Annotated in this window: 18 protein-coding genes; 7 read left to right on the top strand and 11 right to left on the bottom strand. The window is 61.9% G+C overall.

From position 1 onward, the window contains the following. Window positions 1-20: 20 nt before the first annotated feature. Both M5B44_RS21050 and M5B44_RS21045 read right to left on the bottom strand, forming a co-directional pair. Entirely contained in the window at window positions 21-1,169 is a 1,149-nt protein-coding gene (locus M5B44_RS21050) for an NAD(P)/FAD-dependent oxidoreductase (protein ID WP_248740375.1), read from the bottom strand. 21 nt (window positions 1,170-1,190) lie between these two features. Next, complete coding sequence (locus tag M5B44_RS21045) at window positions 1,191-1,358, bottom strand: rubredoxin (RefSeq protein WP_007954349.1); 168 nt, start codon at window positions 1,356-1,358, stop codon at window positions 1,191-1,193. A 199-nt stretch (window positions 1,359-1,557) separates the two neighbouring features. On the opposite strand from M5B44_RS21045, the gene M5B44_RS21040 reads away from it, so the two are divergent. Both M5B44_RS21040 and ubiA read left to right on the top strand, forming a co-directional pair. After that, on the top strand, window positions 1,558-2,109 hold the full coding sequence (locus tag M5B44_RS21040; RefSeq protein WP_248740374.1) for a chorismate--pyruvate lyase family protein: 552 nt from the start codon (window positions 1,558-1,560) through the stop codon (window positions 2,107-2,109). Continuing rightward, window positions 2,109-2,999, top strand: a complete 891-nt coding sequence (gene ubiA, locus M5B44_RS21035; RefSeq protein WP_192552596.1) for a 4-hydroxybenzoate octaprenyltransferase — start codon at window positions 2,109-2,111, stop codon at window positions 2,997-2,999. Before M5B44_RS21040 ends, ubiA begins: the two co-directional genes overlap by 1 nt. 63 nt (window positions 3,000-3,062) lie before the next feature. On the opposite strand, the gene M5B44_RS21030 is transcribed toward ubiA, so the two are convergent. Then, window positions 3,063-3,446, bottom strand: a complete 384-nt coding sequence (locus tag M5B44_RS21030; RefSeq protein ID WP_085708820.1) for a hypothetical protein — start codon at window positions 3,444-3,446, stop codon at window positions 3,063-3,065. A gap of 151 nt (window positions 3,447-3,597) precedes the next feature. On the opposite strand from M5B44_RS21030, the gene phoB reads away from it, so the two are divergent. From phoB to M5B44_RS21015, 3 genes are all read left to right on the top strand, one after another. Continuing rightward, the gene (gene phoB, locus M5B44_RS21025) at window positions 3,598-4,287 is read left to right on the top strand and encodes a phosphate regulon transcriptional regulator PhoB (RefSeq protein ID WP_003229608.1); all 690 of its coding nucleotides are present in this window, start codon (window positions 3,598-3,600) and stop codon (window positions 4,285-4,287) included. Window positions 4,288-4,325: 38 nt separating this feature from the next. Further along, window positions 4,326-5,648 (top strand): phosphate regulon sensor histidine kinase PhoR, encoded by a 1,323-nt coding sequence (gene phoR / locus M5B44_RS21020; protein WP_305834480.1) that lies wholly within the window; start codon window positions 4,326-4,328, stop codon window positions 5,646-5,648. Window positions 5,649-5,759: 111 nt separating this feature from the next. Then, window positions 5,760-7,100: a hemolysin family protein gene (locus M5B44_RS21015; RefSeq protein ID WP_007954342.1), complete on the top strand. Its 1,341-nt coding sequence runs from the start codon at window positions 5,760-5,762 to the stop codon at window positions 7,098-7,100. A gap of 6 nt (window positions 7,101-7,106) precedes the next feature. Here the strand turns inward: M5B44_RS21015 and M5B44_RS21010 are convergent, their stop codons facing one another. From M5B44_RS21010 to M5B44_RS20975, 8 genes are all read right to left on the bottom strand, one after another. Next, complete coding sequence (locus tag M5B44_RS21010; protein WP_085708818.1) at window positions 7,107-8,003, bottom strand: peptidoglycan DD-metalloendopeptidase family protein; 897 nt, start codon at window positions 8,001-8,003, stop codon at window positions 7,107-7,109. 145 nt (window positions 8,004-8,148) lie between these two features. Continuing rightward, entirely contained in the window at window positions 8,149-9,105 is a 957-nt protein-coding gene (locus tag M5B44_RS21005; protein ID WP_134828539.1) for a response regulator, read from the bottom strand. A 177-nt stretch (window positions 9,106-9,282) separates the two neighbouring features. Further along, a complete protein-coding gene (gene phoU, locus M5B44_RS21000; RefSeq protein ID WP_007954334.1) occupies window positions 9,283-10,044 on the bottom strand; it encodes a phosphate signaling complex protein PhoU in 762 nt (253 codons plus the stop codon). A gap of 65 nt (window positions 10,045-10,109) precedes the next feature. After that, window positions 10,110-10,943 carry a phosphate ABC transporter ATP-binding protein PstB gene (gene pstB / locus M5B44_RS20995; RefSeq protein WP_065258233.1) on the bottom strand — a complete coding sequence of 278 codons (834 nt, stop codon included), beginning with the start codon at window positions 10,941-10,943 and terminating at the stop codon, window positions 10,110-10,112. 82 nt (window positions 10,944-11,025) lie between these two features. Beyond that, window positions 11,026-12,696, bottom strand: a complete 1,671-nt coding sequence (gene pstA, locus M5B44_RS20990; RefSeq protein ID WP_248740373.1) for a phosphate ABC transporter permease PstA — start codon at window positions 12,694-12,696, stop codon at window positions 11,026-11,028. A 15-nt stretch (window positions 12,697-12,711) separates the two neighbouring features. Continuing rightward, window positions 12,712-14,745: an ABC transporter permease subunit gene (locus tag M5B44_RS20985; RefSeq protein WP_170931577.1), complete on the bottom strand. Its 2,034-nt coding sequence runs from the start codon at window positions 14,743-14,745 to the stop codon at window positions 12,712-12,714. Between the two features lie 424 nt (window positions 14,746-15,169). Continuing rightward, window positions 15,170-16,171 carry a phosphate ABC transporter substrate-binding protein PstS gene (locus M5B44_RS20980; RefSeq protein WP_085708814.1) on the bottom strand — a complete coding sequence of 334 codons (1,002 nt, stop codon included), beginning with the start codon at window positions 16,169-16,171 and terminating at the stop codon, window positions 15,170-15,172. Window positions 16,172-16,325: 154 nt separating this feature from the next. Further along, window positions 16,326-17,624 (bottom strand): MFS transporter, encoded by a 1,299-nt coding sequence (locus M5B44_RS20975; protein WP_119426847.1) that lies wholly within the window; start codon window positions 17,622-17,624, stop codon window positions 16,326-16,328. A gap of 379 nt (window positions 17,625-18,003) precedes the next feature. On the opposite strand from M5B44_RS20975, the gene M5B44_RS20970 reads away from it, so the two are divergent. Then, window positions 18,004-18,408: an acyl-CoA thioesterase gene (locus M5B44_RS20970; protein ID WP_003229628.1), complete on the top strand. Its 405-nt coding sequence runs from the start codon at window positions 18,004-18,006 to the stop codon at window positions 18,406-18,408. A gap of 59 nt (window positions 18,409-18,467) precedes the next feature. Next, complete coding sequence (locus tag M5B44_RS20965; protein ID WP_248740372.1) at window positions 18,468-19,367, top strand: D-hexose-6-phosphate mutarotase; 900 nt, start codon at window positions 18,468-18,470, stop codon at window positions 19,365-19,367. Window positions 19,368-19,370: the final 3 nt, after the last annotated feature.

Below are 19,370 nucleotides of genomic sequence, written 5' to 3'. Positions count from 1 at the left end.
TCCGACAGAACGACCGGTATTTACGCCAGCAATGCCGGAAGCTGTTTGTTCAGCGCGAGTTTTTCCATCACCGCCGCGCCGGTCAGGGCGTAACCGAGCAATTGCCCTTGCGCGTCGTGACACAGCGCCTTGACGTCGGCGCCCTGCCCTTCGATGGTCCAGACGCCTTCGCGGCCCCGTGGCGGCGGCGAAACCACCAGCGGGCAGACCGGGGTTTTCACGGTGATCGGCATCGGTCCGTAGTTCACCACGGTCGGGTTGCCGGCCAGGGTCTGTGCCAGCGCTCGCGCACAACTCATGAGGGGCATGACGTACAGAAGATTCAGCCCGTCGACCTCGGCGCAGTCGCCAAGGGCGTAAATATTGGCGTGAGAGGTTTGCAGATGACGGTCGACCACCACACCGCGGTTGGTCTGGATGCCGGCAGCCGCTGCCAGATCGATCCGTGGCCGCAGGCCAATGGCTGACACCACCACATCACATGGGACAACCTGGCCGTCGGAGAGGTGGGCTTCCAGCCCATCGGCAACTTTTTGCAGACGGGTCAATACCGGGCCGAGGTGGAAACGCGCGCCAAGGCTTTCCAGCCCGGCCTGCACCGCTGCGGCGGCGGACGGGTGCAACAGGGTCGGCATCACCTGCTCGCACGGCGCAACCAGTTGCACCTCGTAGCCGCCGAGGATCAGGTCGTTGGCGAACTCACAGCCGATCAGACCGGCGCCGAGCAGCAACACCCGACGCTTGCCTGCCGCCGCCGCACGAAAACGTGCGTAGTCTTCGAGATCGTTGATCGGGAACACCAGATCCCCGCCGTCGCCTTCAATCGGCACACGCACGGTTTCGGCGCCCCAAGCGAGGATCAGGTCGCGATAGCTCACCGCTTCCTCGCCGATCCACAGCCGCTTGTGGCCGGGGTCGATCCCGCTGATGCGGGTGTGCGTGCGGATCTCGGCCTTCAGTTGCTCAGCCATGGCGCCCGGTTCGGCCATGCTCAGGCCGTCGGCGTCCTTGTTCTTGCCGAAGCCGGTGGACAGCATCGGCTTGGAGTAGGAACGACCGTCATCGGCGGTAATCAGCAGCAGCGGGGTTTCGCCATCGAGTTTGCGAAACTCGCGGGCCAGGTTGTAACCCGCAAGCCCGGTGCCAACGATTACGACAGGTGCGCTCATGCCCTACTCCTCAGTGTTTTCTCAGTTGATTTCGATCATTTCGAAGTCCATCTTGCCGACGCCGCAGTCCGGGCACAGCCAGTCTTCCGGCACGTCCTGCCACAGGGTGCCCGGCGCAATGCCGTCATCCGGCCAGCCGTCGGCTTCGTTATAGATCAGGCCGCAGACCACACATTGCCACTTTTTCATTCAGGTACTTCCTCAGGATTCAGGCTTTAGCCGGCGCGGACGGTCGATGGTGCAGCACTGCCATCCGGCTCAGGGCGTTTTGTACTGATGGTACCGGCCAGATGCAAGCCTGTCCGGCGCAATGGCGGCCCGGATCAATCAAATTCGCGGTGCGCCATGGTAAGCTCGCCGCCTCATTTGCTGCCAATAATGACTCATTGTGCAACTCAAAAACGCCCCGCTGTGGCGCCCGCAAAGCCACCTGACACCCCTCCCCGACACGTCCACGCTCGACTGGCTGTTCGACGAAGGCTCCCTGACCCGCCGCCTGACCCGCCTGTCCGATGACGGCTTCAGCGTCACGCCGCTGTTCGAAGGCTGGCAGACCCTGCGCGACGACGAATGCGCGGCGCTGGACCTGGCCGAAGGCAGCGAAGGCTGGGTGCGCGAGGTGTATCTGCGCGGTCATGGTGAGGCCTGGGTGTTCGCTCGCAGCGTGGCCTCGCGTGGCGCCTTGCAGGGCGACGGGTTGCATATGGATGAGTTGGGCAGCCGCTCGCTGGGCGAACTGCTGTTCTGCGATCACGCGTTTCAGCGCCGCGCCATTGAAGTCTGCCATTACCCGGAACATTGGCTGCCCGAGGATTCCCGGGCCATCGGGTTGTGGGGTCGTCGTTCGCGTTTCGATCGTGGTGCCTTGAGCGTACTGGTGGCGGAGATTTTCCTGCCTACCCTGTGGGAAGCCGTCCGCGCCCGTCCGGAGAACTGCTGATGTATCAAAGCCTGCTCAAATCCCTGAATCGCCTGAACCCGCGCGCCTGGGACTTCATTCAGTTGACCCGCATGGACAAGCCGATCGGCATTTACCTGCTGCTGTGGCCGACGCTCTGGGCGCTGTGGATTGCCGGCAAAGGTTCGCCTTCGCTGGCCAACGTCGTGATTTTCGTCCTCGGCGTGGTGCTGACCCGTGCCGGCGGCTGCGTCATCAACGACTGGGCCGACCGCAAGGTCGACGGCCATGTGAAGCGCACCGCCGAACGCCCGCTGGCCGCCGGACGGATCAGTTCGAAAGAGGCGCTGGTGTTCTTCGCCCTGCTGATGGGCGTGAGCTTCCTGCTGGTGCTGTGCACCAATGCCGCGACGATCTGGCTGTCGCTGGGCGGTCTGGCGCTGGCGTTCACCTATCCGTTCATGAAGCGCTACACCTATTACCCGCAAGTGGTGCTGGGGGCGGCGTTTTCCTGGGGCATGCCGATGGCGTTCACCGCCGAGACCGGTGAGCTGCCGGCGACGGCCTGGCTGCTGTGGATCGCCAATCTGCTGTGGACCGTGGGCTACGACACTTATTACGCGATGACCGACCGCGACGATGACCTGAAGATCGGCGTGAAATCCACGGCCATCCTGTTTGGCGAAGCGGACCGGGTGATCATCCTGACCCTGCAGGCGCTGTCACTGGGCTGCCTGTTGCTGGCCGGGTCGAAGTTCGAACTGGGGATGTGGTTCCACCTCGGCCTGCTGGTGGCTGCCGGGTGCTATGCGTGGGAGTTCTGGTACACCCGCGACCGGGACCGGATGCGTTGCTTCAAGGCGTTCCTGCACAACCATTGGGCCGGTCTGGCGATTTTCGTCGGGATCGTGCTGGATTACGCGTTGCGCTGACCTCAAAGCATCGCGGCCCGAGGCAATGCCTGCGGGCCGCGATCCTGTTTCACAGCCGATGGCTTACTTGTGCTCGTGAACCACGTGCCACGCATCCATCTTGCCGTCGCCCATCATGTCACCCGGCTTGGCGTCCATCTTGAAGGTATACAGCGGCTTGCCGTCGTAGGCGTACTGCATCTTGCCGTCATCGCGCTTGATCACCGTCCACTTGCCTTCCGCCTTCGCACCGGCCGGCGCCATCATCGGAGGCCAGTTGTCGGCGCACTTGTCATTGCACATCGACTTGCCGCCAGCGTCCTTGTCGAACGTATAAACGGTCATGCCTTTGTGATCGACCATCATACCGTCTTTCATCATTGCCGGTTCGGCCGCCATTGCAAGGCCAGGCAGAGTCACGGCAGCAGCCATCAGCAGAGCTTTAAAGGAAGCAGTCATTTGAGTCATGGAAACCTTCTTTTGTGGTTGTCAGGATTCGGACTTAGAGCTTAGTTCAGGATTTGCACAATCGCCGCTGGACTAAAATACTGTCACACGACTGCAATAATTCCGTTATCTAATGCGGCGCAAGACAGTTAAATGACAAGAGGATTAAGGCATGGTTGGCAGGAGCATTCTGATCGTCGACGACGAAGCGCCCATTCGCGAAATGATCGCCGTTGCGTTGGAAATGGCCGGCTATGACTGCCTCGAGGCAGAGAACTCGCAGCAGGCTCACGCCATTATCGTCGACCGCAAGCCGGACCTGATCCTGCTCGACTGGATGCTGCCCGGCACCTCCGGCATCGAGCTGGCCCGTCGCCTCAAGCGTGACGAGCTGACCGGGGACATCCCGATCATCATGCTCACCGCCAAGGGCGAAGAAGACAACAAGATCCAGGGCCTGGAAGTCGGCGCCGACGACTACATCACCAAACCGTTTTCCCCACGCGAACTGGTGGCACGCCTCAAGGCCGTGCTGCGCCGCGCCGGCCCGACCGATGGCGAAGCGCCGATCGAAGTCGGCGGCCTGCTGCTCGACCCGATCAGCCACCGCGTGACCATTGATGGCCGTCCGGCCGAGATGGGCCCGACCGAATACCGTCTGCTGCAATTCTTCATGACCCACCAGGAACGCGCCTACACCCGTGGCCAGTTGCTGGATCAGGTCTGGGGCGGCAACGTCTATGTTGAAGAGCGCACCGTCGACGTGCACATCCGGCGCCTGCGCAAGGCCCTCGGCGACGCCTACGAAAATCTGGTACAAACCGTGCGCGGCACCGGCTATCGGTTCTCCACCAAGGCCTGAGCCGACCGCCAGACTCGCTGACAAGGACCGTATTTCCCGTGAATCAAAACTGGCATGGCACCCTGATTCGCCACATGCTGTTGCTGGTCACCGGCTGCCTGGTGATCGGCCTGATCACCGGCTACTACGGCTGGAGCCTCGCGGCGGGGCTGGGCCTGTACCTGGCCTGGACGCTCAAGCAACTGCTGCGTCTGCACGAATGGCTGCGCCTGCACCAGCCCGATGAAGCACCGCCCGACGGCTACGGTCTGTGGGGCGAGGTGTTCGACAGCATCTACCACCTGCAACGCCGCGACCAACGGGTACGCGGACGCCTGCAAGCGGTGATCGACCGCGTTCAGGAGTCCACCGCCGCACTGAAAGACGCGGTGATCATGCTCGACAGCGACGGCAACCTTGAATGGTGGAACCGCGCCGCCGAAACCCTGCTCGGCCTCAAGACCCCGCAAGACAGCGGCCAGCCAGTGACCAACCTGGTCCGCCATCCGCGCTTCAAGGAATACTTCGAGCAGGAAAACTACGCCGAGCCGCTGGAAATCCCCTCGCCGACCAACGACCGCGTGCGCATCCAGATGTACCTCACGCGCTACGGCAACAACGAACACTTGATGCTGGTGCGCGACGTCACGCGCATCCATCAACTGGAACAGATGCGCAAGGACTTCATCGCCAACGTCTCCCATGAGCTGCGCACCCCGCTGACGGTGATCTGCGGCTACCTGGAAACCCTGCTCGACAACGTCGAGGAAGTGAACCCGCGCTGGAGCCGCGCCCTGCAGCAGATGCAGCAACAGGGCGGACGCATGCAGACCCTGCTCAACGACTTGCTGCTGCTGGCCAAACTGGAAGCCACCGATTACCCGTCGGACAACCAGCCGGTGCACATCGACACCCTGTTGCAGTCGATCAAGAGCGATGCACAGCAGCTGTCGGGGTCGAAGAATCAGAAAATCACCCTGGAAGCCGACGCCAGCATCCTGCTCAAGGGCAGCGAGGCGGAACTGCGCAGTGCGTTTTCCAACCTGGTGTTCAACGCCGTCAAATACACCCCGGCCGAAGGCAATATCCGAATCCGCTGGTGGGGCGACGATCAGGGCGCACACCTGAGCGTGCAGGACTCCGGGATCGGCATCGACAGCAAACACCTGCCGCGCCTGACCGAACGCTTCTACCGCGTCGACTCCAGCCGCAACTCCAACACCGGCGGCACGGGCCTGGGCCTGGCCATCGTCAAACACGTGTTGTTGCGCCATCGCGCGCGGATGGAGATCAGTAGCGTGCCCGGCCACGGCAGCACGTTCACTTGCCATTTCGCCCCGGCGCAGGTCGCCCAGACACGGCTCATCAGCGCCGCTGAGTAATGCCGGACTAGGCAATCGCCAGGTCAGCCGCTACATTGGCTGACTTGCGCCTGCCTTTCAGGCGCGATTTCTTCTCTCTTACGAATCACACGGAACCCGCAAAACTCCATCATGGACCCTTCCCCTGGCTTGTCCCTCGCAACAATATTCGCCGATTTCGGCATGATTCTTTTCGCTCTGATCCTGGTTCTGCTCAACGGCTTCTTCGTTGCGGCGGAATTCGCCATGGTCAAACTGCGCTCGACCCGGGTCGAAGCCATCGCTGAACAGCACGGCTGGCGCGGGCACATCCTGCGCACCGTACACAGTCAGCTCGATGCGTATCTCTCGGCGTGCCAGCTCGGTATCACCCTCGCCTCCCTCGGCCTGGGCTGGGTCGGTGAGCCGGCGTTCGCGCACATTCTCGAGCCGCTGCTGAGCGCGGTCGGCGTGCAGTCGGCGGAAGTGGTCAAAGGCATCTCGTTCTTCACCGCATTCTTCATCATTTCCTACCTGCACATCGTGGTCGGCGAGCTCGCACCCAAGTCCTGGGCGATCCGCAAACCCGAGCTGCTGTCGCTGTGGACGGCGGTGCCGCTGTACCTGTTCTACTGGGCCATGTACCCGGCGATCTACCTGCTCAACGCCAGCGCCAACACCATCCTGCGCATTGCTGGCCAGGGTGAACCCGGCCCGCATCACGAGCATCATTACAGCCGTGAAGAACTGAAACTGATCCTGCACTCCAGCCGTGGCCAGGACCCGAGCGACCAGGGCATGCGCGTGCTGGCCTCGGCGGTGGAAATGGGCGAACTGGAAGTGGTCGACTGGGCCAACTCCCGGGAAGACTTGATCACCCTCGAGTTCAACGCACCGCTGAAAGAAATCCTGGCGATGTTCCGTCGCCACAAGTTCAGCCGCTATCCGGTATACGACAGCGAGCGCAAGGAATTCGTCGGCCTGCTGCACATCAAGGATCTGCTGCTGGAACTGGCGGCGCTGGACCACATTCCCGAGTCGTTCAACCTTGCCGAACTGACCCGCCCGCTGGAGCGCGTGTCGCGGCATATGCCGCTGTCGCAGTTGCTTGAGCAGTTCCGCAAGGGCGGCTCGCACTTCGCCGTGGTCGAAGAAGCCGACGGCAACATCATCGGCTACCTGACCATGGAAGACGTGCTGGAAGTGCTGGTCGGCGATATCCAGGACGAACACCGCAAGGCCGAGCGCGGCATCCTCGCCTACCAGCCGGGCAAACTGCTGGTGCGGGGCGATACGCCGCTGTTCAAGGTCGAGCGCCTGCTGGGTATCGACCTGGACCACATCGAAGCCGAAACCCTCGCCGGGCTGATCTACGAAACCCTGAAACGGGTACCGGAAGAGGAAGAAGTGCTGGAAGTCGAAGGGCTGCGGATCATCATCAAGAAGATGAAAGGTCCGAAGATCATTCTGGCCAAGGTGCTGATGCTCGACTGACGGGGATTACCGCTTGCCCAACGCAAAGTTGGGCAACGCCCCCAGCGGCTGGTTGAACTGATACGGAATCGATACCAGCCCCCCTCCGGTATTTCGCTGCACCACGAAGTGCAGGTGCGGGCCGCTGCTGTTGCCGGTGTTCCCGGACAACGCCAGCGGACTGCCCACCGCCACTCGCTGCCCTTCCCGCACACTCACCGACCCTTGCTTGAGATGCAGGTACACACCCATCGTGCCGTCGTCGTGCAGCACCCGCACGAAATTGCCGGAAGGATCGGTGCCGCGCCCGTTCTGCGAGTTCTCGATCTTCACCACCACCCCGGCCCGCGCCGCGATGATCGGAGTGCCCACCGGCATGGCGATGTCCATCGCGTATTTGTTCTTCGGCCCGTAGTGGCTGTAGTCGCCGTTGGCGCCCTGACTCAGGCGGAAGGGACCGCCACGCCAGGGAAACGGATAGCGATAGCTCTGGGCGGCGCCTGCGGGGTCGCCGAGGGAATACTGGAACTGCGGCGTGTAAACCAACGGCTTGCCGCCAGACACCGCCGTCAGCAGCGCCAGTCGCGTATTGCTGCGCGCCGGCAGCACCCGGCGGATCGTTTCCGTTGGCGCGCCTCGCACATTGCTCATCCCGGTGAACGCCAGTGCGACCTCGACCGGCGCATACAGGTCGTTGCGCACGAACACCACATCCGTGCCCTTCTGCTTCTTGATGTCGAGATAGACCTGACGCTCGAGCCTCTCGACCATCCGGTCCTGAAACACGAATACCTGGGAGCCTTTGCTCGGACGGTCGCTGTACGAAACCACTCCGTTGGCATCGGTGGATTTGTAGATCGTCATGGCCACAGTCGAGGTGGAGGCCATGAACAGACCACAGAAAAACAGCAGGCGCAGGGGCATGGGCAAAAGTTCTGTCGAGTAAGGCCTGGGAATGAGCCTAGCAGCTGAAGCAGACCAGGCTAGTCGACAGATGTTTCAAATTTGGCACAGCATGAAAAAAGACCGCAGCCTGTGTCAGGCGGCGGTCTTCTTTTGCCCGCGATGCTTACGCGCCCGGAACGAAGTGCTTCTGCGCCGTGCCGCGGGCGATCAGGCGGGAGATGTAGTCGAGCTTTTGCGCGTCCTGGTCGACGAAGCGGAAGGTCAGTTGCAACCAGTCGCTGTCGGGTTTCGGCTCGTGGGCGACGACGGCGTGCAGGTAGCCGTTGAGTCGGGCGATTTCGGCGTTGTCGCCCTGCTCCAGATCGAGCACGGCGCTGTCGAGGATCTGCGGCAGGGTGTCGGTGCGCTTCACCACCAGCAGCGCTTCCTTGATGCTCAGGGCCTTGATCACGCATTGCTGGGTGCCGCTTGGCAGACGCAACTGACCCTGGCCACGACCACTGGCCGGAGCAGCAGAGGCTGCCGGGGCTTTCACGGGCGGGCTGTTGAGCAGGCCACGCTGTGGCGCGGCGGCGGGTGCCGGGGCGGCAGCGGCAGGCTTGGCAAACGGGTTGGCCGCAGGCGCAGACGGCGCGGAGCCGACCACTGCAGCCTTGCCGCCGGTCAGTGCGCTCAGGGAGTCGTTGCCGAATGCCGAGTTCATCTTGGTCGGGGCGCTGTTCATCAGGGTGTCGAGCTTGCCCACCTTGTTCAGGGCCTGCTTGACCTTGGTCAGCAACTGCTCGTTGGTGAACGGCTTGCTGACGTAGCCGGAAACGCCGGCCTGAATCGCCTGCACCACGTTTTCCTTGTCGCCACGGCTGGTGACCATGATGAACGGCATGGTCTTGAGGTTGTCCTGCTCACGGCACCAGGTCAGCAGTTCGAGACCGGACATTTCCGGCATTTCCCAGTCGCACAGCACCAGGTCGAAAGCTTCCTTGGCCAGCATGGCCTGGGCTTTTTTACCGTTGACGGCGTCCTCGGTGCGGATCCCCGGGAAGTAATTACGCAGGCACTTTTTCACCAGGTCACGAATGAACGATGCATCGTCCACGACCAACACACTGATCTTGCTCATCCAACACCCCTATTAAAATCCCGGCAAGCATAACGCTGGCTGATGGCACATTGCCAAAACTCTTCAGTCACGCCGGGACTTTTCGTTCGCGGGTGCTGCTTTTTAATTCGCTTCTGCCTATGAAAAGCAGAAACAAAAACGCCCGGCCAAAGGGCCGGGCGCTTTTCTCAGGCAATCTTACTTATCGTCAGCATCGCCCGGAACATTAGCGGTTTCGCCACTTGTCCCTTCAACTTCTTCCTTCATGCGCTTGAGGCCCATGTGGCGCACGTCGGTGCCGCGCACCAGGTAAATCACCAGTTCCGAGATGTTGCGTGCGTGGTCGCCGATCCGCTCCAGCGAGCGCAGCACCCAGATGATGCTCAAGACCCGCGAGATAGAGCGCGGGTCTTCCATCATGTAGGTCGCCAGCTCGCGCAGGGCGGTCTTGTATTCGCGGTCGATGATCTTGTCGTACTGCGCCACCGACAGCGCCAGATCGGCGTCGAAGCGGGCAAACGCGTCCAGCGCATCGCGGACCATGTTGCGCACCTGGTCGCCGATGTGACGCACTTCGACGTAACCGCGCGGCGCTTCGCCTTCCTCACACAGCTGGATCGCACGACGGGCGATCTTGGTCGCTTCGTCGCCGATGCGCTCAAGGTCGATCACCGACTTGGAGATGCTGATGATCAGACGCAGGTCGGACGCCGCCGGCTGACGACGGGCCAGAATGCGCAGGCATTCTTCGTCGATGTTGCGTTCCATCTGGTTGATCTGGTCGTCGATCTCGCGCACTTGCTGGGCCAGGCCCGAGTCGGCCTCGATCAGCGCGGTGACCGCGTCGTTGACCTGCTTCTCGACCAGCCCGCCCATGGCCAGCAGGTGGCTGCGCACTTCTTCCAGTTCGGCGTTGAACTGCGCGGAAATGTGATGGGTAAGGCCTTCTTTACTAATCATGTTGGCGTCCTTGGAGCGTCCGGTAAGGTGCGAGCGTCAATTCAGTGAGCGACAACCAGCGTCTGCTAGCCGTAACGACCGGTGATGTAGTCTTCGGTCTGCTTCTTGGCCGGATTGGTGAACAGGGTATCGGTGTCGCCGAATTCCACCAGTTTGCCCATGTACATGAACGCCGTGTAGTCGGACACCCGCGCCGCCTGCTGCATGTTGTGGGTCACGATGACGATGGTGAACTTGGATTTGAGTTCGTAGATCAGCTCTTCGACTTTCAGGGTCGAGATCGGATCGAGGGCCGAGCACGGTTCGTCGAGCAGCAGCACTTCCGGCTCCACGGCGATGGTACGGGCGATCACCAGACGCTGCTGCTGACCGCCGGACAGGCCGAGTGCCGAGTCATGCAGACGGTCTTTCACTTCGTCCCACAGGGCCGCGCCCTTCAGTGCCCACTCGACGGCTTCGTCGAGGATGCGCTTCTTGTTGATGCCCTGGATGCGCAGGCCGTAGACCACGTTTTCGTAGATGGTCTTCGGGAACGGGTTAGGCTTCTGGAACACCATGCCGACCCGGCGACGCAGCTCGGCCACGTCCTCGCCCTTGCGGTAGATGTTGTTGCCGTACAGGTTGATCGCGCCTTCGACGCGGCAGCCGTCCACCAGGTCGTTCATGCGGTTGAAGGTACGCAGCAGCGTGGACTTGCCGCAGCCGGACGGGCCGATGAAGGCTGTCACGCGCTGTTTCGGAATGTTCATGCTGACGTCGTACAGCGCTTGTTTCTCGCCGTAGAACAGGCTCAGGCCCGGCACTTCGATGGCCACGGTTTCCTGTTCGAGGTTCAGGCTCTGCTTGTCGCGGCCCAGGGCAGACATGTTGATGCCGTGGGTATGTGTTTCGTGCTGCATGGGAGATCCCCTGTGCTAACAAATTCGGTTCGGTTGGCTGCCGGGAATCAGGCCGGCAGCCCTTCAATTCTTGTGACGGCGATCAGCTGTCCAGCGCCTTGTACTTCTCGCGCAGGTGGTTACGAATCCACACTGCCGACAGGTTGAGCACGGCAATCACCAGCACCAGCAGCAACGCGGTGGCGTACACCAGCGGTCGTGCGGCTTCAACGTTCGGGCTCTGGAAGCCGACGTCGTAGATGTGGAAGCCCAGGTGCATGATCTTCTGGTCCAGGTGCAGGTACGGGTAGTTGCCATCCACCGGCAGCGACGGCGCCAGTTTCACCACACCCACCAGCATCAGCGGCGCCACTTCACCGGCGGCACGGGCCACCGCGAGGATCATGCCGGTCATCATCGCCGGGCTGGCCATCGGCAGAACGATCTTCCACAGGGTTTCAGCCTTGGTCGCGCCGAGGGCCAGCGAGCCTTCACGCACGGTACGCGGGATACGCGCCAGACCTTCTTCGGTGGCCACGATCACCACCGGCACCGCCAGCAGCGCCAGGGTCAACGAAGCCCAGAGCAGACCCGGCGTACCGAAGGTCGGTGCCGGCAGCGCTTCCGGGAAGAACAGACGGTCGAGCGAGCCACCCAGCACGTAAACGAAGAAGCCCAGACCGAACACGCCGTAAACAATGGCCGGAACACCCGCCAGGTTGTTCACCGCGATCCGGATCACCCGGGTCAGGGTGTTCTGCTTGGCGTATTCACGCAGGTACACCGCCGCCAGCACGCCGAACGGGGTCACGATCATCGCCATGATCAGGGTCATCATCACGGTGCCGAAGATCGCCGGGAAAATCCCGCCTTCGGTGTTCGCTTCACGCGGGTCGTCGGACAGGAATTCCCAGACCTTGCTGAAGTAGAAGCCGACCTTGGTGAAGGTACCCATGGCATTCGGCTGGTAAGCGTGAACCACTTTGCCCAGGCCGATTTCGATTTCCTTGCCGTTGGCATCGCGAGCGGTCAGGGCATCGCGGTTGAACTGCGCGTGCAGATCGGCCAGACGTGCCTCAATGTCCTGATAGCGGGCATTCAGCTCGGCACGTTCGGCGTCCATGTCCGCTTGCGCGGTGGCGTCGAGCTTGCCTTCCAGTTCCAGTTTGCGGCCATGTAGACGGATGCGCTCGAGACCGGCGTTGATCGCGCCGATGTCGGTTTTTTCCAGGGTCTTGAGTTGCGCGGCGAGGCCGTTCACACGGTTGATTCGCGCCTGCAGCTCGGGCCAGGCCGCTTCGCCTTCGGCGATGACCTTGCCGTCCTGTTTGACGTTGACCAGGTAGCCGTAGAAGTTACCCCACTCACGACGCTCCAGCGCCATCAGCTCCGGCGGGTTCTTCTGATCGGTCAGCCACTCGCCGACGATCCAGGTGAAGTCGTTGCCGTTCAGGTCGCGGTTGCCGACCTTGATCAGCTCGCGGGTCATGAATTCCGGGCCCTGGTCAGGCACCGGCAAGCCGGCGCTCTTCAGGCGTGCGCGGGGCACTTCTTCCTTCTGCACCACTTCGCCGATGACCAGGTGATTGCCTTGGCCGGGGACGTTGTAGCTGGCGTGGATCAGGTCCGCCGGCCAGAAGTGACCCAGACCGCGCACGGCAATCACCGCCAGCAGGCCAATGGTCATGATGACCGCGATGGACACCGCGCCACCGCTGATCCAGACGCCCGGGGCGCCGCTCTTGAACCATCCATTCAGGGAGTTCTGTTTCACAGACTTCTACCTTTCTTAAAGCGACGAGTATTTCTTGCGCAGACGCTGACGAATCAGTTCCGCGAGGGTGTTCATGACGAAGGTGAACAACAGCAGCACCAGCGCCGAGAGGAACAGCACGCGGTAGTGGCTGCCGCCGACTTCCGACTCCGGCATTTCCACCGCGACGTTGGCCGCCAGGGTGCGCAGGCCTTCGAACAGGTTCATTTCCATGACCGGGGTGTTGCCGGTGGCCATCAGCACGATCATGGTCTCGCCGACTGCACGGCCCATGCCGATCATCAGCGCCGAGAAGATGCCCGGGCTGGCGGTCAGGATCACCACGCGAGTCATGGTCTGCCACGGCGTGGCACCGAGGGCCAGCGAGCCCAGGGTCAGGCCGCGTGGCACGCTGAACACGGCGTCTTCGGCGATCGAGTAGATGTTCGGGATCACCGCGAAGCCCATGGCCAGACCGACCACCAGTGCGTTGCGCTGGTCGTAAGTGATGCCCAGGTCGTGGGAGATCCACATGCGCATGTCACCGCCGAAGAACCAGTTCTCCATGAACGGGCTCATGTACAGCGACAGCCAGCCCACGAACAGGATTACCGGGATCAGCAGCGCACTTTCCCAACCGTCCGGGACTTTCAGGCGGATCGATTCAGGCAGGCGGCTGAAGGTGAAACCGGCCACCAGGATGCCGATCGGCAGCAGCATCAGCAGGCTGAAGATGCCCGGCAGATGTCCTTCCACATACGGTGCGAGGAACAGGCCGGCGAAGAAGCCGAGGATCACCGTCGGCATCGCTTCCATCAGTTCGATCACCGGTTTGACCTTGCGGCGCATGCCCGGGGCCATGAAGTACGCGGTGTAGATAGCAGCAGCGACGGCCAGCGGCGCCGCCAGCAGCATCGCGTAGAACGCGGCTTTCAGGGTGCCGAAGGTCAGTGGCGACAGGCTCAGTTTCGGTTCGAAATCGGTGTTGGCCGCAGTCGATTGCCAGACGTATTTAGGCTCGTCGTAGTTCTCGTACCAGACCTTGCTCCACAGCGCGCTCCACGACACTTCCGGGTGCGGGTTGTCGAGCAGCAGCGGTTGCAACTTGCCGCCGGCTTCGACGATCACACGGTTGGCCCGTGGCGACAGACCGAACAGGCCCTGGCCTTCGACCACCTGATCGACCAGCAAGGTGCGGTGCGCGGTGCTGTGGAACACGCCGAGCTTGCCGGAAGCATCCAGGGCAACGAAGCCCTTGCGGCGCTCCTCGGCGGTGATTTCAACGATCGGCGTCTTGCCCATCTGGAAGGTGCGGATCTGCTTCAGGCGCAGCTCGCCATCGGTGTCGCGGGCCATGAACCACTGGGCCAGACCACCGGTGGAGTCACCGACGATCAGCGAGATGCCGCCCACCAGTTGAGTGGCGGCAGTGACTTGCGCGTCAGCGTTTTCCAGCAGCTTGTAGCGACCGTTGAGGCTCTTGTCGCGCAGGCTGAACACGTCGGCCTGGGCGCGACCGTTAACCACATACAGCCATTGCTGGCGCGGGTCGACGAAGATGTTTTTAACCGGCTCGGTCATCTGCGGCAGATCGATACGCTTCTGCTCGTTGGTGACTTCGCCGGTCATCATGTTTTCTTCGCTGGTCAGCGACAGCACGTTGAGTTGCGAACCGGTGGAGCCCACCAGCATCAGGGTCGAGTCGGTGGCGTTGAGGCTGACGTGCTCCAGCGCACCGCCGCTCTCGTTCAGCGCAATCGGCGCTTCGCCGTACGGGAACTCGATCGCCGGGGTGATGGTTTTCTTGCCTTCCGGGTAGCTGACTTTATAGGTGTGACGGAACACCAGCGCCTGACCGTTGGACAGGCCCACGGCCACCAGCGGATGGCCCGGCTGGTCTTCGCCGATGGAGGTCACACTGGCGCCTGCCGGCAACGGCAGATCGACGCGCTTCAACTCAGCGCCACTGTCGATATCGAAGAACAGCGCCTGGCCCTTGTCGGAAACGCGCATGGCCACCTGATTCTGCTCTTCGAGCGAAATCATCAGTGGCTTGCCGGCGTCCTGCATCCAGGCTGGGGTAATGGCGTCTTTCGCGGTCAGTTCGGCACCCTTGAACAGGGGCGCGACGACGTAGGCGAGGAAGAAGAAGATCAGGGTGATGGCTGCCAGCACCGCCAGACCGCCGACGAGGACGTACCAACGGGTGAAGCGATCCTTGAGCGCGCGAATGCGGCGCTTGCGTTGCAACTCAGGCGTATTGAAATCAATGCGCTTGGGAGGGTTCGTAGTCATTTTGGAATTGGCCAGATCATTCATGCGCACACCCTAGCGATCCTGTATGACAGAAAGATGACAATGCAGTGACGCACCAAATCCGCCGCCAGCAGGGCACTGGCAGTGGATAAAAGAATTCGGGGAGTGTGGGGGCCGGGCCGCTTGCGGGCCGGGCCCCACACGGGAGTCAGGCGGGGTTCACCCCTGACTCAGTTTGTTACTTTTTTGCGACTTCAGCGCCGCCTTCCTGCAGACCCAGGTCAGCCAGTGCTTTTGCAGCAACCTTGGCCGGCAGTGGGATGTAACCGTCTTTCACTACCACTTCCTGGCCCTGTTTCGACAGAACCAGTTTCACGAACTCGGCTTCCAGCGGGGCCAGAGGCTTGTTCGGGGCCTTGTTCACGTACACGTACAGGAAGCGGGACAGTGGGTACTTGCCGTTCAGGGCGTTTTCTTCGCTGTCTTCGATGAACTCGGTGCTGCCTTTCTTCGACAGAGCAACGGTTTTCACGCTGGCGGTCTTGTAGCCGATGCCCGAGTAACCGATGCCGTTCAGCGAGGAGCTGATCGACTGCACGACCGAAGCCGAGCCAGGTTGTTCGTTGACGTTAGGCTTGTAGTCGCCTTTGCACAGGGCTTCTTCCTTGAAGTAGCCGTAGGTGCCGGATACCGAGTTACGGCCGAACAGCTGAACCGGCTTGTTGGCCAGGTCGCCGGTCACGCCCAGGTCGCCCCAGGTTTTAACATCGGCTTTGGCGCCGCACAGACGGGTGGACGAGAAGATCGCGTCAACCTGTTCCATGGTCAGGTGCTGGATCGGGTTGTCCTTGTGTACGAATACAGCCAGGGCGTCCACGGCAACCGGGATAGCGGTTGGCTTGTAGCCGTATTTCTGTTCGAAGGCCGCCAGTTCGGTGTCCTTCATCTTGCGGCTCATCGGGCCCAGGTTGGAGGTGCCTTCGGTCAGCGCAGGTGGCGCGGTGGCGGAGCCAGCGGCCTGAATCTGGATGTTTACGTTCGGGTATTCTTTCTTGTAGTTCTCGGCCCACAAGGTCATGAGGTTGGCCAGAGTATCGGAGCCGACGCTGGACAGGTTGCCCGACACACCAGTGGTCTTGGTGTAGCTCGGGATCGACGGGTCAACAGCGGCGAACGCGTTGGCGGTCGCAACGCCAGCAGCGACAAAAGTCATTGCCGCCATCAAACGCTTCAGTTTCATGCCTTACTCCTAGCAGATAGGGGGTGTTAAGTCGGGGCCAAGTATCAGCAGGCCGTGTGAACACTCTATGGCTGAAATATGACAATTGGATGAAAGGCCAGCATCCCCTGTCGGAAGGCTGGCCTTTCAGTTGTAACCGAACATGTGGGATGAATTACCGCCCCTTGCTCCACAGCCAGGCGCCGACCAGGATCCCCATCCCGCACAGCACCGCCACGTAATAGGCCGGCCCCATCGCACTTTCTTTCAGCAGCAGGCTGACCACCATCGGGGTCAGGCCGCCGAAGATCGCGTAGGCGACGTTATAAGAGAAGGACAGACCGCTGAAGCGCACCACCGGCGGGAACGCCTTGACCATCACGTACGGCACCGCGCCGATGGTGCCGACCAGGAAACCGGTCAGTGCATACAGCGGGAACAGCCAGTCCGGGTGATCGGCGAGGCTGTGATAGAACGTCCAGGAGCTGGCCAGCAAGCCCAGGCAGCCGAACACGAACACCCGACCGGCGCCGAAGCGATCCGCCAGCGCGCCGGAAATGATGCAACCCAGACTCAGGAAGACGATGGCCAGGCTGTTGGATTGCAGCGCCATCGTCGGCGAGAAGTGATAGACCGTCTGCAGCACGGTCGGGGTCATCAGGATCACCACGACGATGCCGGCAGACAGCAGCCAGGTCAGCAGCATCGAAACCGCGATGGCCCCACGATGGTCACGCAGCACCGCGCGCAGCGGCACTTCTTCGGCCAGGGCCTTGCGCTGTTGCAGTTCAGCGAACACCGGGGTTTCGTGCAGCCAGCGGCGCAGGTAGACCGAGAACAGGCCGAACACGCCGCCAAGCAGGAACGGAATCCGCCAGGCGTAATCCGAAACTTCCACCGGCGTATAAATGCTGTTGATCGCGGTGGCGACCAGCGAGCCGAGCAGGATGCCCGCCGTCAGGCCGCTGGTCAGGGTGCCGCAGGCATAGCCGACATGCTTTCCGGGCACGTGTTCGGAAACGAAGACCCATGCCCCCGGCACTTCACCGCCAATCGCCGCGCCCTGAATGACGCGCATCAACAGCAGCAGGATCGGCGCCCACATGCCGATCTGCGCGTAGGTCGGCAGCAGGCCCATGATCAGGGTCGGCACGGCCATCATGAAGATGCTCAGGGTGAACATCTTCTTGCGCCCCAGCAGGTCGCCGAAGTGCGCCATCACGATCCCGCCCAGCGGCCGCGCAAGGTAACCGGCAGCGAAGATGCCGAAGGTCTGCATCAGGCGCAGCCACTCGGGCATGTCGGCGGGGAAGAACAACTTGCCGACCACGGTGGCAAAGAACACGAAAATGATGAAATCGTAGAACTCCAGCGCACCGCCCAGGGCCGATAGCGACAGAGTCTTGTAGTCATTGCGGGTCAAGGGTCGTGCGGGTTGGTCTGGCTGCGCGATGCTCGAGGGCGCTGTGGTCATGGCAAGGTCTTCTCTTATAGTCGGATCTGCCGCCACAACAACGCTGGCTGTGGCTCGGGCAGGTTCGGCACCATAGCAAATTGTTCGAAAAAGCACATAGAGGCGCGTATTTGACGGTCGAAATGAGAACCGGATGGTCGTCGCGGAGTCTACCGACCGATATACTCGCAATCCTGCTCCGGTTTGTAGGGGGTTGCTGTGCGAAAACGTTGCTGGTCGCCTTGGCGCGTTGAACCAGTCGGTTTCGCAGAGTTTCCCCTTTAGTTGCCTTATGGAAAACGTGACGAACGTAGTATGTTCGGTGCTGAATCGTTTTTCCTGAAGACGGCTACCACCAGCAATACCCAACGAAGAGTCACGGGTCAGAGGCACCCCCGGCATGATAGAGCTCGAACAAGAAGATCCGATCCCGCAAGGCGACCTGGCCCTGCAAATCACCGCGCTTCCTCGCGAAACCAACGGCTTCGGCGATATTTTCGGCGGCTGGCTGGTGGCGCAGATGGACTTGGCCGGCACTGCAATGGCCAGCCGCGTCGCCGGTGGCCGTGTCGCGACCGTTGCCATTGACCGCATGGCGTTTCTGGTGCCGGTGGCCGTCGGCGCGCAATTGTCCTTCTATACCCAGACACTGGAAATCGGCCGCAGCTCGATCCAGATGATGGTCGAGGTGTGGAGCGACGATCCGCTGTCCAGCGAGTGGCGTAAAGTGACCGAAGCGGTGTTCGTGTTCGTGGCTATCGATGGCAGCGGTCGCACCCGTTCGGTTCCGCCACGCGCACGTTAAACCTCGCGGCCGTTTGAAGGTCGATAGTCGTCCCAAGTTGCTGATTCGAGAGTTGTCCCATGAACACGCCCAACGTTGAAGCCGTGAAACTGGATGAACTGAACTGCTGGCGCATCCGCCACGGTCAGGCCGAAGTGCTGGTGGCCCAGCAAGGCGCGCACATCCTCAGTTATCAGGTGGACGGCCAGCCGCCGCTGATCTGGCTGAACGACAAGGCCGTGTTCAAGACCGGCAAGAGCATCCGCGCCGGCGTGCCGGTGTGCTGGCCGTGGTTCGGCGTCTTCGCCCGCAACCCGCAGAGCGTGCAGGCCATGCGCGTCAGCGAAGAGCCGGCGGCCGCCCACGGGTTTGTCCGGGCGATGGACTGGGAGCTGGGCGGTATCGAAACCGAGGGCGAAAGCCTGAAGGTCGAGTTCACCCTGCCCTACCCCGAAGGCGGCTTTGCGGGCTGGCCGCATCAGGTTGACCTGACGCTGACCCTGCGCCTCGACGATCAGCTGCACATCAGCCTGACCAGCCACAACCGCGGTGCCGACACCGTCAGCATCAGCCAGGCGCTGCACAGCTATTTCGCCGTCAGCGATGTGCGCAACGTGCGTGTCGAAGGCGTGAACGGCCTGAACTACATCGAGACCCTGGATGACTGGAAGACGCACACTCAGCAAGGCGACTTGCGTTTTGCCGGGGAAACCGACCGCATCTACCTCGACGCTCCGCCGCAACTGAGCATCGTCGATCCGGCCTGGGAGCGGCGCATCATGCTGACCGCTACCGGCTCACGCACGGCGGTCATCTGGAACCCGTGGATCGACCGCGCCGCCGCGTTCAGCGACATGGATAACGATGGCTGGCAGCGGATGTTGTGCATCGAAACGGCGAATGTGATGGATGACATCGTGACCCTCGCGCCGGATGCCAGTCACACCATGGGTGTCAGCGTCGGCAGCAAGCCGCTCTGAAAA

The sequence above is a fragment of the Pseudomonas sp. MWU12-2029 genome (assembly GCF_023242425.1).
Taxonomy (GTDB): Bacteria; Pseudomonadota; Gammaproteobacteria; order Pseudomonadales; family Pseudomonadaceae; genus Aquipseudomonas; species Aquipseudomonas kribbensis.
This window is presented reverse-complemented; position numbering and strand designations above follow the sequence as displayed.

Excerpts from the sequence above, each read along its gene's own strand:
- M5B44_RS21030 (WP_085708820.1), bottom strand. The coding sequence starts at position 3,446 with ATGACTCAAATGACTGCTTCCTTTAAAGCTCTGCTGATGGCTGCTGCC.
- M5B44_RS20980 (WP_085708814.1), bottom strand. The coding sequence starts at position 16,171 with ATGAAACTGAAGCGTTTGATGGCGGCAATGACTTTTGTCGCTGCTGGC.
- M5B44_RS21010 (WP_085708818.1), bottom strand. The coding sequence starts at position 8,003 with ATGCCCCTGCGCCTGCTGTTTTTCTGTGGTCTGTTCATGGCCTCCACC.
- M5B44_RS20985 (WP_170931577.1), bottom strand. The coding sequence starts at position 14,745 with ATGCAGGACGCCGGCAAGCCACTGATGATTTCGCTCGAAGAGCAGAAT.
- M5B44_RS21045 (WP_007954349.1), bottom strand. The coding sequence starts at position 1,358 with ATGAAAAAGTGGCAATGTGTGGTCTGCGGCCTGATCTATAACGAAGCC.
- M5B44_RS20965 (WP_248740372.1), top strand. The coding sequence starts at position 18,468 with ATGAACACGCCCAACGTTGAAGCCGTGAAACTGGATGAACTGAACTGC.
- phoU (WP_007954334.1), bottom strand. The coding sequence starts at position 10,044 with ATGATTAGTAAAGAAGGCCTTACCCATCACATTTCCGCGCAGTTCAAC.
- ubiA (WP_192552596.1), top strand. The coding sequence starts at position 2,109 with ATGTATCAAAGCCTGCTCAAATCCCTGAATCGCCTGAACCCGCGCGCC.
- pstB (WP_065258233.1), bottom strand. The coding sequence starts at position 10,943 with ATGCAGCACGAAACACATACCCACGGCATCAACATGTCTGCCCTGGGC.
- phoB (WP_003229608.1), top strand. The coding sequence starts at position 3,598 with ATGGTTGGCAGGAGCATTCTGATCGTCGACGACGAAGCGCCCATTCGC.
- M5B44_RS20975 (WP_119426847.1), bottom strand. The coding sequence starts at position 17,624 with ATGACCACAGCGCCCTCGAGCATCGCGCAGCCAGACCAACCCGCACGA.
- M5B44_RS21015 (WP_007954342.1), top strand. The coding sequence starts at position 5,760 with ATGGACCCTTCCCCTGGCTTGTCCCTCGCAACAATATTCGCCGATTTC.
- M5B44_RS21005 (WP_134828539.1), bottom strand. The coding sequence starts at position 9,105 with ATGAGCAAGATCAGTGTGTTGGTCGTGGACGATGCATCGTTCATTCGT.
- M5B44_RS20970 (WP_003229628.1), top strand. The coding sequence starts at position 18,004 with ATGATAGAGCTCGAACAAGAAGATCCGATCCCGCAAGGCGACCTGGCC.
- M5B44_RS21050 (WP_248740375.1), bottom strand. The coding sequence starts at position 1,169 with ATGAGCGCACCTGTCGTAATCGTTGGCACCGGGCTTGCGGGTTACAAC.